Here is a 12863-nt window from a genome sequence, read left to right on the forward strand (position 1 = left end):
CTATTTCTCCCGCCCGGCCGCCAGAATGGCCTCCGTCATCCTCACCGTCCGCAGATTTTCCTTCACGTCATGGACACGCACGAACGCATACCCCTTCATCACAGCCAGAACCGTCGTCACGAGAGTTCCTTCCAGCCGCTGATCCGCAGGAAGATCCAGCGTCAGCCCGATCACCGATTTCCGGGAAGCTCCCAGCAGCATGGGATAGCCCAGCCCGTGGAACCTTTCCAGATAATGCAGCGTCTCCAGATTCATCTCCCGGGTCTTTCCAAAGCCGATGCCCGGATCCAGTATGATCTTGTCCTCAGGAATCCCTGCCACTCTGGCGATTTTGGCACATTCCGCCGTCTCCCGCAGCATATCCGGGAAAAAGTCCTGATATTCTGTGGTGTCCTTATTGTGCATCAGACAGCAGGCTGTGCCGGTACGGGCGATCAGGCCCGCCATCTCCGGATCGTACTTCAGTCCCCAGATGTCATTGACCAGATCCGCCCCTGCCTCTATGGCAGCGGCTGCCACCTTGGACTTATAGGTATCCACAGAAACCGGAATGTCAAGCTCCCGTTTCACTGCTTCAATCACAGGCGCCACGCGGGCAATCTCTTCCTCATCCGAAATCTGCTGATGGCCCGGGCGCGTGGATTCTCCTCCGATATCGAGGATATCGGCGCCCTCCTCTGCCATGGCCTTCGCATGAGCAACAGCCGCATCCAGGCAGTTCCATTTTCCGCCGTCCGAAAAGGAATCCGGCGTCACATTCAGGATTCCCATAATGTATGTTTTATTCCTTACGTCAAACTCTCTGTTTCCTATTTTCATAATTTAATCTCCAGATTCTTTTTCGTCTCCGGCCAGTCGCATTTTTCCTGAGCCGGACAGGCAAAACAGTTCCGGGAAAGCTTGTCCGCCCTGTAAAAGAGGGGCGCCAGATCCTTTCCCTGCTGTCTGGTCCTGTGGCTGCGTATCAGATAAAGGACCAGTTCCCGTTCCTCTTCCGCAAAGCCGCAGTCCGACAGGATTCCTTCTGCGATCTCTGCGCTGGCTTTTTCATGGGGAATGCCTTCTTCATACTGAAGATGCCTGCCGATGTCATGAAGCAGGCCCGCCGCGTAGATCAGCTCTCTGGCCTCTTCTCGTTCTTCCGGTTTCTCCGGAAGGCTGCCTGCCTCCAGGGCCAGAATGTAAGTAAGCCTCGCTACATCCAGGAAATGCTCCGGCGTATGGCGGCAGAATTCTCTCGCCTCTTCATGGACGCGTATTTTCCCCAGGCACTCCTGATACCCCCTGTGATGCCAAATCCGGTTTACACGCTCCATTTCCATCATCCCTGTCTCACCATGGACAGAAAGCGGTTCTGAAGCTCATAATTGTCCTGAAACACTCCTGTCGTCACCATCGTCACGGTCTTGCTTCCGGGCTTTTTGATACCGCGCATGGTCATACAGGTATGCTCTGCCTCCAGCATGACGATCACGCCCTGGGGCTGCAGATTTTCTTCCAGCGCCTGCGCGATCTGAGCCGTCATCTTCTCCTGAATCTGCGGCCTTCTGGCAAATACATCCACCGTCCGGGCAAGCTTGCTTAAGCCCACCACTCTGCCATTTGGCAGGTATCCGATATGCGCTTTTCCATAAAAGGGGAGTAAATGATGTTCACAGACAGAATAGAACGTGATATCCTTCTCAATCACGATATCATTTCTTTCCACAGAAAACTGTTTTTTCAGATGTACGGCCGCGTCCTCGTAAAGTCCGCCGTAGATCTCCCGGCACATACGGGCGATCCGGTCCGGAGTCTCCAGAAGCCCCTCCCGGTTCACATCCTCGCCGATTCCCTCCAGCAGAAGCTGAACGCCGGCCTTAATCTTCTCATAATCCATCATAAAAAAACACACCTCCTTCGTGTGACAGAACATATGACGAAATATCCCTTCACAATATGAGATGCGTTATTATCTTATATTGCTGCAACGGGTGCGGTCTCCATATCGTAAGACTTAGCTTTTCGTTTCGGCGGCAACTCCCCATCCACCGAACACTTGACGCATGAAAACCTATTTTGCATATTATTCTCTTGTTTGATATAATCAAGATTATAGCACACCCTAGCGTCGGTGTACAAGATAAAAGTAGATTTTTACGCACATTTTACTGCCGTTTAAGGCAGCACAGCCCGCAGACCCGGTCAGGCGCCTCCGGCGCCTGACGGAAAATATTCAGGAGGACATGACTATGAGCCGACCCCTATCACAGATGCTGGCAGTTCCGGCCAGCCCCGATTCCCTGCATGACCCGGAAATTCTGCTGAAGCGCGCAAAATCTACAGGCGCATTTCAGCTTCAGTCCAGCCGCCTGGAAGACGAAATACTTCATCTGGATATCGCTTCCGATGGAGAGCTTTACCATGCAGAGATTTTTCCCACAGAATTTCAGATTCCGGAGCTTTACCGCTGCCAGCACCTTTTTCCGGATGTGGATCTGGACGCTATCGAAAGGGCTCAAATCGGCCTTTCCGTGGAAATGGAATTTGGCGAAAACGCTCTGGCCTCTTACCACCTGCAGCTGAAGCTGATCTGCGCTCTGGTTCCGGATCTGCTGGCCGTGCTGGACGACAGCTCAGAAAAGATTCTCTCCGGCCGCTGGGTCACTCTGGCAGCCCAATCCCGGGTCGCTCCCGCGCCCCGGTATCTCTACACGGCCCAGGCCGTGTCCGGAGAAGACGACTGCGTCTGGCTCCACACCCATGGATTAGACCGCTGCGGCCGTCCGGAGCTGGAGATCCTGAATTCCACCAGAGATACATACCAGACTCATTACAACGTGCTGGAAACCCTGGCGAACCGGCTTCTCGAGCAAGAGGAGCTTCCCAGGTATGGAGAACCCTTTTTTCTGGCCTATGTGACTCAGGACATTCCTCTGATCGTCACGTTAATCCCCTGGGCTGATGCGGTGGAGCATTATCCAGAGGATATGACCGGCGGAAAAGGCGACCGGACAGAAGGGCACAACGAGGAGAGCTGTTCTATCTTTGTCTATCCATCTGAGGAAAGCATTGACAAGGGCGAATATTCCTCTCTTTCCATCTATGATCAGCTCCTGCAGGATAACCCCATCTATATGATCACAACGTCCGAGACGAACCGTATGCACGATCTGGCCGCGGAGCGCCTGCCCTATTTTACGGCTGCCTTCCGGGACAGCCGGAACAAGCTCCTGGGCAAATTCGGCCTGCTCATCGATGAAGAATACCGCACGGAGGACAACTGTCGGGAACATATCTGGTTTGAAATTCTGGATATTCAGGGAGACCGCTTCAAAGCCCGGCTTACACAGGAACCCTACTACGTGGCCGGCGTCCATGAGGGATATGAATGCGAGTTCGGCCCGGAGGATCTGACAGACTGGCTGATCTTTACGCCGGAAAGACGGATTTCACCGGATGATGTGTATTTGCTGGAGCTGTAAACGCAGCTCCGGTAAATACCCTTACCCTGCCATCTTAAACGGCTGGACGCTCTCCTCATCCCGCAGCGTCTCCTTTCACCTGCACAAAGCATATTCGTCTTTTGTTTTCTTATCTCTCCAGAGCCGCGGCCATTCCTCCGGCCCGTTCCGTTTCCATGCCAGGCACTGAGCCGCGGCGCCTCAGGCTCAGCCTCTCCGCAAGCCCGCAGATCTGCGCGGCAGCGTCCTGATGAACCTGTTCCTGCTGCTTTCGGATCATTTCAGCACGAATCTCTTCGTGATCCAATATCTCAAAAATGGAACGCAGCCCGTCTTTTGTAGTCCGGCACGCCCTGCTCATTCCATGGCTGCTGAAATAACGGGCATTGCAGGTTTCGCACCCGGGTATCGCCGCCACATGTACGATAGGTACGCCGCAGGCCGCAGCCTCGGTAGATGACAGTCCCCCGGGCTTGGTGACGAACACATCCGCCGCCTTCATATAATCAGCCATATCCCTGGTATAGCCTATGACCCTCATTCCAGGCAGTTCTTCTGCGCTCAGCTCCTCATACAGCCGCCGGTTGCTTCCGCATATGGCAATAAGCTCTATATCCCTGCGCCCTGCTGTTTCCTCCTTCAGGATCCGGATCGCTCTTCGGATACTTCCTCCGCCCATGCTGCCCCCAGCTGCCAGAATATATTTTTTGTCTGGATCAAGTCCCAGCCGCGCCCGGACCTCCTCACGGCTTTCCTTCTGCCGAAACCGTCTCTGCACCGGAATGCCAAAGGGATACAGCCTTTCCCGCGGCAGACCGTAATCCGCAAACACTCCGGATAGCTCTGCAGACGGAACTACATAGGCATCGCAGTCCGTTTCCTCTGTGAACGGAATGCAGATATAATCCGTAGCAACAAACACGACAGCAGGCGTACAGAGTCCCTCACGCTTCATATTTGTCAGAATTTCAGCCGGAAACAGATGCGGCGTAATAATCACGTCAAAATGATTGTTCTTCAGATAGTCCTGCATAACAGGAACCATAGCCCGGTTGGCAAAATATACCGGAGACCGGAATGGCAGCCGCCTGTACAGCTCTCCCGCCCCGTAAAGCGCGCCAAAGGCTCCCGGAGCCTTCTGGGCCAAAAGCAGATAAACGCGGTTAATCCAGTCGGCTGTCCGGTCACTGTGCAGCGTATATGGATTGAGCATCACCGTGTGATGACCACGGCCCGCAAGCTCTTCCGCAAGCGCCATTCCCGCCGAGTCATGTCCGCCTCCTGTCCCGCAGGAAAGTATTAAAGCATCCAAACAGTTTCACCTCCAGTCGGCCTCTCTCTTCCCTGCTGGCATGCAGTCTCACAAGGACAACTGCTGTGATCACAAGGAAGCCAAAGATAACGGCCGGATTTCTCATTCTCCTGATCAGGATCACCAGCGACAGCACATAAGAAAAAACCGTCCGATAAAAATGCGGTGATATTTTTACTATCAGGGAAAAGAAAAGAAAACAAAACGCAAACGCAAGCAGCGGCTGCAGCACAGGATACAGGCCTGCCAGGCAGCCGAAGGTGACGGCAATCCCCTTTCCGCCTTTCAATCCGTAAAACAGCGGAAATATATGCCCGATGACGGGCGCTGCCAGAACGAGCGCCACCAGGAAGGGATGGACACGGCCCGGATTTCCATACTGCAGAAACAGATATACCGGCAGAAATCCTTTCAGCAGGTCAAAAACCAGCGTAAGCGTCCCGCACCAGAAGCCGCCATACAAAAAGGCGTTCGCTGTCCCGGGATTTTGGTCTCTGCTCTGCTCCAGCATATTCTCTTTCCGGAATAATCTGGCGAACACCCGCGCGTACAGCACGCTGCCGGACAGATATCCCAGCACCGCAAACATTGCCGCCCGAACCATCGTGCTCATCTTCCTCCCCTCTTATCCCGAAGCCGCCTGTTGACGGCGCGCAAAGTAAATGCTAGTATAAAAGAAACTTTCGTATCATAGAAGCAATCATACCATAAACATCCCGCAGGTCAAGAGCCTGTGAAAAAGTGGAACGAATGACCCGTTTTAGTTTCTCAGAAACGTGCCCCTGTAAATCGTCTCACTGCTTATTCCGTACAGGGGTCGGGAGGAGAAGGCTCATGCGCAGAACAACAGCAACTACGGACTATTTAAAAGAATGTATGGGAACAGCTCTTTTAGAATTGATGAAAGAGAAGCCGATAGAAAAAATCAGCATAGAAGAAATGACGGCCAGGGCTGACGTCGGCCGTTCTACGTATTTTCGCTATTTTAAAACAAAGGACGAGGTTCTGGCATTTAAGCTGTGCTGTATGTGGAGCCGCTTTGCGCAGCAAAGCCATATCACAGAGCTTCGGTATGACGAGCCTGCCGCTGCCCGCCTGTTTTTTGAATTCTGCCTGTCCATCCGGAACATAACCGACAGGCTTTACGCTGCCGGGCACCAGAACGTCATCCTGGATGCCTACCTGCAGATCCTGGTTTCCAAAAATCCAGGAAAAGATATCAATGCCTATTACAGAAGCAGCGCGGTCGCTTATGCGCTTTACGGCATCGTAAACGCCTGGATTCTCCGGGGTTACCAGGAAACGCCGGAACAGATCGCCGCTATACTCTACGATATACAGGAAAAGATGCCTGATTAGGATGTTTGATATAAAAAGAAGACCGCAGGGGACGCCGGCGCCTCCAGCCGTCTCCGCAGTCTTCTCTGCTTATGTCTGCCTCACACAGATAGGTTTACCCGTTTACTGCAGGCCCTTTGTCAGGGGAATCAGGCACAGCAGTACAACAATTCCCACGATTCCGATTACAATTCCCAGAATCATGTTGCTCCACACTATGGTCAGACACATTCCCACACCCAAAAGCAGGGCGCCGGCAATTCCCAGGAGCACAGTTCCCAGGGTTTTTCCTGACACATGGACCGGCGCTTTGTTTTCCATCCTTCTCCATACCAGCACCATAATCAACAGCACCACCGCTCCGATAACTCCCATAATAACGCCTGGGCGAAATGCGTTCCATTCCGGAATCAATGCCATACACATTCCAAGCGCAAACAAAATTCCTCCGATGGTTCCCAAAATCATTGCTGCAAAGCTACTCTTTTTCATTTCCCTCTTTCCTTTCCTGAAAACAGTGTATTAATTGATGAAAAAAGAATAAGCCTCTGTTGTTTTCATTGTGTTTCTTTTTTGTTTGAATTATATTAATTTATTCTGAACGGAATTTTCCTTTCTGCGGCCTGCCCAGGCCTCTCCTTTTCACGGTCATTTAACAGAGTGCAGCATTTCCCGCCAAAAAATAACAGGAATCCCTTTCCATAAGGAATTCCTGTTTTCCATGAAGCGGGTGATGGGAATCGAACCCACGTGTCCAGCTTGGAAGGCTGGTGTTCTACCATTGAACTACACCCGCATATAAGCTTCAATGCCCAGAACCGGAATCGAACCAGTGACACGAGGATTTTCAGTCCTCTGCTCTACCAACTGAGCTATCTGGGCAGATGCTCGTACATATTCAGCTATTATGTATCGCAACGGTAATAATTTATCATGACTGGCAAGGTTTGTCAAGCTGTTTTTTTACTTTTTCGAGCTCCTTGAAAAAAGCCATTTTCTATCAGCAAACGGCGTCCTTCTCTCCGTATAAAAAGCCGGACTGATGTCCCAGCCCGGCCGCTTCTCTTTCGTTGTGATTTTTTTGTTTTCCTGGATGTTCCCGGTCTTTCTGCTAATTTCTTTCCGCCTGTTCTTTCAGCAGCTTCTTCAGCTCCGCGATTTCGGCGTCTTTCTCTTCTGTTATTTTCTGCAGTTCCGTATCCTTTTCTTTTGCCACTTTCTGCAGCTCCGCATCTTTTTCTTCTGTTACTTTCCGAAGCTTTTCTTCCAGCTCTTCCACATAATATTTTAATGTGTTTTCATCCAATATCCGCAGTGCTTCCGACCACATCCCGAGCACCTCCTCCGGTCTCTGGCGCAGCATGGCAATCTCCCGGTAAATCTCCTCCAGCCACGGATAATTTTGAATCTGCCGTTCTGCATCTTTCAGATTCTCCGTCGTCAGCAGAGAAAGCCACGCTTTCTGTTCACTCTTTTCATCTTCAGAATACGGGATTTCCCGGAATACGTCAAGGGCTATGAGGCAGAATTCCTGCAAAAGCTCCATCTCAAGCCCTGTATCAAAACAGGTCTTTCCGTAATGAAGATATGATGCAGGATGCCGATGAAATACCGCCGTGCTTTTCTCAAAAAGCACGATTACATAGACTTTTTTGATGTCTCTGTAGGAGAACGTTTCTGCCTGTCCCCTGACCCTCATGTACTGACGCATAACCAGATCTGCAGAATAACAGGAGATGCGCTCTGCCGGAAAGGCGTAGCCCTGCTTCTGAATCTCTACATTGCACAGGGCCCCGTCCGCAGTCTCAGCCAGCAGGTCCATGATCAGACAGCTCTCTCCGTCTATCATTCTGTCTTCGCCCGGCAGAACACGCAGGATCTTCACTTCAAAGCCAAGCAGACTGGAAACAAAACGGGAAAGCCTGTCTCCATGTATCTCCGGATCAAAAAGATACTTGAAAAACGGATCATATGTAAGAGGAAGAGACTTTTTTCCGATACAAAAATCAAGAAACCTCTCTTTCCAGTTATAACTTAAACTCTGATAGCTTCTGTGAAGAGCAGGTGATTTTTTCAGAAGCTCCAGGGTTTCCTCCTTTGTCTGCGGCGCGGTATCCCACGTCACAGCCTGCCATAAACCATGCAATCCCTGTGTCATGAACCGTGTTTCCTTCCTTTTTACATGAATAACTGAAAAATAATATTGGGATTCTTCCGGCGAACTGCCAGGAAACATGTACCGATCAGTACTTTTTCATGTTACCATATAATTCCAGTTAACACAAGAACAAGTGAAACAGGCCGGATATAAACCGGACGCCCCGCAAATCACCTCTTGACTGCATAAAAATGCAGCGGTTCCATTCTTTCGCCGCTGCATTTTTATTGATTTAAACTCGGTTTTATCGAATCCGTTTTATCTGCCTTTCCGCAGTCCGGGAGCCTATTCCTTCAGGCTCGCCCCATTCGTCGCAATCACTTCCCGGTACCAGTCATAGCTCTTCTTTTTATAGCGCGCCAGCGTACCCGTTCCGTCGTCGTTCCGGTCCACATAGATAAAGCCATAACGCTTTTTCAGCTGCGCGGAAGAGGCGCTGACCAGATCGATGCAGCCCCATGCGGCATATCCCATGACATCCACGCCATCCTCCAGGGCCTTCTCCACCTCCAGGAGATGGTCGCGCAGATATTCGATACGGTAATCATCCTGAACTGTCGGCTGTCCGTCCGGGCCTTCCACCAGCCTGTCCACTGCGCCCAGGCCGTTCTCAGCCACAAACAGGGGCTTCTGGTAACGATCATAAAAATAATTCAGCGTATAACGCAGTCCCTGCGGATCGATCTGCCATCCCCACTCGCTCTCCTTCAGATAGGGATTCTTTACGCCGCTGGTCAGATTTCCCGCGCCCTTCTGATACTGGGAACAGTCTGCTGCCGTGCATTTGCTCATATAATAGCTGAAGGAGATATAATCCACGGTATTTTTCAGCAGCTCTTCGTCTCCCGGCTCCATCTGAATCTCTATGCCTTCTCTCTCCCAAAGCTTGCGGATATAGCCCGGGTAATAGCCTCTGGCCTGTACGTCAGCAAAGAACATGACATTACGGTCCGCCTCCATCATCGCAATCATGTCCTCAGGCTTCGGCGTCATCGGGTAGCTGAGCGCTCCCAGCACCATGCAGCCCATCTTCGCACCCGGAATCATTTCATGCAGAAGCTTCGTCGCAAGAGCGCTGGCCACAAATTCGTGATGGGCCGCCTGGTATTTATCCTGGCTGCTCAGCTTCTCCTTCGACGTCCAGATTCCGGCGCCCATCAGCGGGAAATTCCAGATGGCATTGATCTCGTTGAAGGTAATCCAGTACTTCACTTTGTCCCGGTAACGGGCAAATACCGTACGGCAGTACCTCTCGAAAAATCCGATCAGCCTCCTGTCCCTCCAGCCGTCATAATGCTGCGCCAGATAAAGCGGGGTCTCATAATGGGACAGCGTTACAAGCGGTTCCATACCGTAACGCAGGCAGGCGTCAAATACTTTGTCATAAAAAGCCAGCCCGGCCTCATTGGGTTCCTCCTCATCTCCCCGCGGGAAAATGCGGCTCCAGGCAATGGACAGGCGGAATACCTTAAATCCCATCCCGGCCAGAAGGCGGATGTCCTCCTCATACCGGTGGTAGAAATCGATTCCCACCAGCTTCAGATTGGAAGGCTCCGGCTTCTCTGACACCGGCCCCATGACGCCCTTCGGCATCACGTCCTGAATGGAAGGTCCCTTGCCGTCCTCGTTCCAGGCTCCCTCACACTGATTGGCGGCTACAGCGCCGCCCCAAAGAAACTCTTTTGGAAAACTCATGCTTTGTCTCCTTATGATGTTCAGGCGGCGTCCGGAGGACGCCGCCCGCAGTTATTCAGCTCTTTTTATTTTACAATGGTAATCAGCATATCGCCAGCATTTATTTCTCCGGCGTCCGCAGCCAGCACATCCAGATAGCTGTCCGTATTGCTGATGACAACCGGAGTAACGATGTCATAGCCTGCTGCCTTTATGGCATCCATGTCAAACTCCAGAAGCAGCTGTCCCTTCGTGACCTTATCATCCTGGGCTACGTGCGCTGTGAAATGCTGTCCACCCAGCTCCACCGTGTCAAGGCCCACATGGATCAGGACCTCTACTCCCTCTTCCGACACAAGGCCGATGGCATGCTTCGTATCAAACACAGAAGCGACTGTTCCGTCTACGGGAGAATACACCTTTCCCTCAGAAGGAATGACAGCAGCGCCCTTTCCTACGATGTTTTTGGAGAATACCTCGTCCTTCACCTCGCTCAGCGGAATCTCCGTTCCCTTTACAGGAGAAGCGATTTCGATTCTCATGGAAGGAGCCTGCTCCTCCTCTTTTTTCTCCACAGCAGGAGTCTCTTCCGCCAGCTCCTCCACCGGATCATCGAAACCGAGAAGCAGGGTAGCAACAGCGGTTACAATCATGGAAATCACGATCGTGATTGCTGCGTTGATCACATTTCCAAAGCCGGAACCTCCGATGTATACCGGCAGCGCCAGAAGACCCGCAGTCGTGGAAGAATATGTATGAATTCCTGTGATACCTGCGTACAGGCCTGCCACACCGCCGCCGATCATGGCTGCATACAGCGGTCTCTTGTATTTCAGAGTAACTCCGTACAGAGCCGGCTCCGTGATACCCATCAGTCCTGTGAAGCCTGCAGAGATACCCAGCTGCTTCAGGTCCTTGTTCTTTGACTTCAGGCCGACTACCAGAGAAGCAGTGCCCTGTGCGATATTGGAAGCCAGCATACCCGGTCCAAGGATGGTTCCGTATCCCAGCGTCGCATACTGAATTGTCTGAATCGGGGCAAAGCAGTAATGCATACCAGTCATAACGAAGAACGGACAGAAGGTTCCCATCAGGAACGGAATAACCCAGCCTGCGTAATCATTCAGCCAGTTGAAGCCTACCGCCAGTCCCTGTCCTACCAGGTTGCCAAGCGGTCCAAGGATCGTGATTCCAAGGCAGCCTGTTACAATAATGGTCAAAAGCGGCGCAAGGAAAATCTTCACACTCTTGGGTGAAATCTTATTTGCAAAACGCTCGATGTAAGACTGTGCCCACACAATCAGAAGAATCGGCACAACGCTTCCGCCGTAGCTTACCTGTGTAACCGGAACGAAACCGAACAGGAGAATCGGAGCTTCCAGTGAAGTGAAGCTGCTGTGCAGAAGCACTCCTGCCAGAGCCGCCGATACATACTGGTTGCAGCCGAAATATTTTGCGGCCGAGAACGCAAGCATAAACGGCATGAAGCTGAACAGCGCGTCGCCAAAGGCATTGAAAATCTGATAGGTCTGGGAGCCGCTGTCAACCCAGCCTACAAATACGAGCAGGGCCAGCAGCGCCTTGATCATACCGGAACCAGCCAGAGCCGGAATGATCGGCTGGAAGATAGCCGTCAGGCCGCCGAAAAAGCCTGCCACAATTCCTTTCTTCTCTTTCGGAGCCTGTGTCTCCTCCCCGAAATGTCCCATTTTCTTGATCTCATCGCATACGTGGCTCACATCTGTTCCGATTACGACCTGAAACTGTCCGTTTTTGGTGACTACTCCCTGGACGCCCTTTACCTTTTTCAGGCCCTCTACATCAGCCTTTCCGGCATCGTTCAAAACAAATCGCAGACGTGTCATACAGTTTGTCACGCTGGCTACATTCTTTTCGCCGCCGACCAGTTCCAGAATGTCGGCCGCTGTCTTTTTGTAATCCATTTAGAACCCCTCCTGAAAGTAATTATCTTGATTTATGTGAAACTCCTTTGCCTGCTCCTGCAGTAAGCCTGCAAATCAGTTTTCAACCTCTATTGTCTTTCGTTATTCTTCTTCCGCCGTCGTAATTCTCTTTATGTATACCGTCAGATAAATCATCTCTTCCTCTGGTATCTCTGTCTGATAATCCTGCTCTATCAGGCTGCGGATTTTCCTGGCGCACTCATAGGCTTCCGAGTACTGCTTCTGGACCATCTCCAGAAGCGCGCCGCCCTCTCCGTTCAGCATTTTCCCGGAAAAGAACCTGGACGCGAAAAATTTCAGATGCGTAATGAAACGCACAAAATGAACGGAATTTTCATCAAAATTCGTGTGGAACTGGTAGCGGACCACACTGACAATCTTATGTATCAGCTCTGTCATGCGCACGGCGTCATTCCGGTCCGCCTGATCGAATTCCGCATTGACAATGTGCATCGCGATGCTCCCCGCCTCATCCGGCGGCAGCTCGCAGCCTGTATACTCCTTCAGGAGCTCCAGGCCGTATTCCGCGATTTTGTATTCGACCGGATAGAAATGGACGATTTCCCAGAGAAGCGTATTCTTGAACTCCAGCCCCTTTTCCATCCGCGACACTGCGAAGGACATGTGGTCGATCAGATTCAGAAACACACTTTCGTCCAGCTCCTTGTTCAGCTCTTCCTGCGCCTTTTTCACGATTTTGTCTGCGATTTCCATGTAGCTCTCAGGCGTCTGGGCCAGAAGCGCGTACAGCTTTCCTGCTATAGATTTTGATTTCAGGAAATACTCCTTATCTATCTTTGCGGCATCCACCAGATCGCCCTTGTGCGCCTTAAAGCCGATGCCTTTCCCGACGAGTATCCGCTCCTGATGCCGTTCATTCATAGCGCTGACCACATTGTTGTTGATAACACAGACAATGCTGTAATATTTCCCTCCCATTTTTCTCCCCCAAAGACTGCTTCCGCATACGGTAA

General features: G+C 51.5%; 12 protein-coding genes, 2 tRNA genes and 1 riboswitch. Of the genes, 2 read left to right on the forward strand and 12 right to left on the reverse strand.

The window, feature by feature from the left end:
* Genes folP through folE form a run of 3 tightly spaced genes read right to left on the reverse strand, consistent with a single transcriptional unit; the run spans position 1 to position 1882 of the window.
* Entirely contained in the window at positions 1-819 is an 819-nt protein-coding gene (gene folP / locus B5E77_RS10815) for a dihydropteroate synthase (RefSeq protein WP_087165392.1), read from the reverse strand.
* Positions 816-1325, reverse strand: a complete 510-nt coding sequence (locus B5E77_RS10820; RefSeq protein WP_330394681.1) for an HD domain-containing protein — start codon at positions 1323-1325, stop codon at positions 816-818. The genes folP and B5E77_RS10820 overlap by 4 nt, the downstream gene beginning before the upstream one ends.
* On the reverse strand, positions 1322-1882 hold the full coding sequence (gene folE / locus B5E77_RS10825) for a GTP cyclohydrolase I FolE (RefSeq protein WP_087165393.1): 561 nt from the start codon (positions 1880-1882) through the stop codon (positions 1322-1324). Before folE ends, B5E77_RS10820 begins: the two co-directional genes overlap by 4 nt.
* 83 nt (positions 1883-1965) lie before the next feature.
* Positions 1966-2063, reverse strand: a riboswitch (THF riboswitch).
* A 168-nt stretch (positions 2064-2231) separates the two neighbouring features.
* Here folE and B5E77_RS10830 point away from each other — a divergent pair.
* Positions 2232-3464 carry a DUF4026 domain-containing protein gene (locus B5E77_RS10830; protein WP_242963701.1) on the forward strand — a complete coding sequence of 411 codons (1233 nt, stop codon included), beginning with the start codon at positions 2232-2234 and terminating at the stop codon, positions 3462-3464.
* Positions 3465-3573: 109 nt separating this feature from the next.
* Here the strand turns inward: B5E77_RS10830 and B5E77_RS10835 are convergent, their stop codons facing one another.
* Positions 3574-4755 carry an MGDG synthase family glycosyltransferase gene (locus tag B5E77_RS10835; RefSeq protein ID WP_143468622.1) on the reverse strand — a complete coding sequence of 394 codons (1182 nt, stop codon included), beginning with the start codon at positions 4753-4755 and terminating at the stop codon, positions 3574-3576.
* On the reverse strand, positions 4712-5368 hold the full coding sequence (locus B5E77_RS10840) for a glycerol-3-phosphate acyltransferase (RefSeq protein ID WP_087165396.1): 657 nt from the start codon (positions 5366-5368) through the stop codon (positions 4712-4714). The genes B5E77_RS10835 and B5E77_RS10840 overlap by 44 nt, the downstream gene beginning before the upstream one ends.
* Before the next feature lie 221 nt (positions 5369-5589).
* Between B5E77_RS10840 and B5E77_RS10845 the strand changes: the two genes are divergently transcribed.
* Entirely contained in the window at positions 5590-6114 is a 525-nt protein-coding gene (locus tag B5E77_RS10845; protein WP_087165397.1) for a TetR/AcrR family transcriptional regulator, read from the forward strand.
* Positions 6115-6216: 102 nt separating this feature from the next.
* Here the strand turns inward: B5E77_RS10845 and B5E77_RS10850 are convergent, their stop codons facing one another.
* From B5E77_RS10850 to licT, 7 genes are all read right to left on the reverse strand, one after another.
* Positions 6217-6585, reverse strand: a complete 369-nt coding sequence (locus B5E77_RS10850) for a hypothetical protein (RefSeq protein WP_087165398.1) — start codon at positions 6583-6585, stop codon at positions 6217-6219.
* Positions 6586-6818: 233 nt separating this feature from the next.
* Positions 6819-6889, reverse strand: a tRNA-Gly gene (locus tag B5E77_RS10855).
* A 13-nt stretch (positions 6890-6902) separates the two neighbouring features.
* Positions 6903-6975: transfer RNA gene (locus B5E77_RS10860), tRNA-Phe, on the reverse strand.
* Positions 6976-7204: 229 nt separating this feature from the next.
* Positions 7205-8251 carry a PD-(D/E)XK nuclease family transposase gene (locus B5E77_RS10865; RefSeq protein WP_162609686.1) on the reverse strand — a complete coding sequence of 349 codons (1047 nt, stop codon included), beginning with the start codon at positions 8249-8251 and terminating at the stop codon, positions 7205-7207.
* A 285-nt stretch (positions 8252-8536) separates the two neighbouring features.
* The gene (locus B5E77_RS10870) at positions 8537-9946 is read right to left on the reverse strand and encodes a glycoside hydrolase family 1 protein (RefSeq protein ID WP_087165400.1); all 1410 of its coding nucleotides are present in this window, start codon (positions 9944-9946) and stop codon (positions 8537-8539) included.
* Positions 9947-10011: 65 nt separating this feature from the next.
* The gene (locus B5E77_RS10875) at positions 10012-11868 is read right to left on the reverse strand and encodes a beta-glucoside-specific PTS transporter subunit IIABC (RefSeq protein WP_087165401.1); all 1857 of its coding nucleotides are present in this window, start codon (positions 11866-11868) and stop codon (positions 10012-10014) included.
* A gap of 102 nt (positions 11869-11970) precedes the next feature.
* Entirely contained in the window at positions 11971-12828 is an 858-nt protein-coding gene (gene licT, locus B5E77_RS10880) for a BglG family transcription antiterminator LicT (RefSeq protein WP_087165484.1), read from the reverse strand.
* Between the last annotated feature and the right edge of the window lie 35 nt (positions 12829-12863).

It is taken from the genome of Lachnoclostridium sp. An131 (genome assembly GCF_002160825.1).
Taxonomy (GTDB): Bacteria; Bacillota; Clostridia; order Lachnospirales; family Lachnospiraceae; genus Laedolimicola.

Excerpts from the sequence above, each read along its gene's own strand:
- B5E77_RS10840 (WP_087165396.1), bottom strand. The coding sequence starts at position 5,368 with ATGAGCACGATGGTTCGGGCGGCAATGTTTGCGGTGCTGGGATATCTG.
- folE (WP_087165393.1), bottom strand. The coding sequence starts at position 1,882 with ATGATGGATTATGAGAAGATTAAGGCCGGCGTTCAGCTTCTGCTGGAG.
- B5E77_RS10865 (WP_162609686.1), bottom strand. The coding sequence starts at position 8,251 with ATGACACAGGGATTGCATGGTTTATGGCAGGCTGTGACGTGGGATACC.
- B5E77_RS10875 (WP_087165401.1), bottom strand. The coding sequence starts at position 11,868 with ATGGATTACAAAAAGACAGCGGCCGACATTCTGGAACTGGTCGGCGGC.
- folP (WP_087165392.1), bottom strand. The coding sequence starts at position 819 with ATGAAAATAGGAAACAGAGAGTTTGACGTAAGGAATAAAACATACATT.
- B5E77_RS10870 (WP_087165400.1), bottom strand. The coding sequence starts at position 9,946 with ATGAGTTTTCCAAAAGAGTTTCTTTGGGGCGGCGCTGTAGCCGCCAAT.
- B5E77_RS10845 (WP_087165397.1), top strand. The coding sequence starts at position 5,590 with ATGCGCAGAACAACAGCAACTACGGACTATTTAAAAGAATGTATGGGA.
- licT (WP_087165484.1), bottom strand. The coding sequence starts at position 12,828 with ATGGGAGGGAAATATTACAGCATTGTCTGTGTTATCAACAACAATGTG.
- B5E77_RS10820 (WP_330394681.1), bottom strand. The coding sequence starts at position 1,325 with ATGATGGAAATGGAGCGTGTAAACCGGATTTGGCATCACAGGGGGTAT.
- B5E77_RS10830 (WP_242963701.1), top strand. The coding sequence starts at position 2,232 with ATGAGCCGACCCCTATCACAGATGCTGGCAGTTCCGGCCAGCCCCGAT.
- B5E77_RS10850 (WP_087165398.1), bottom strand. The coding sequence starts at position 6,585 with ATGAAAAAGAGTAGCTTTGCAGCAATGATTTTGGGAACCATCGGAGGA.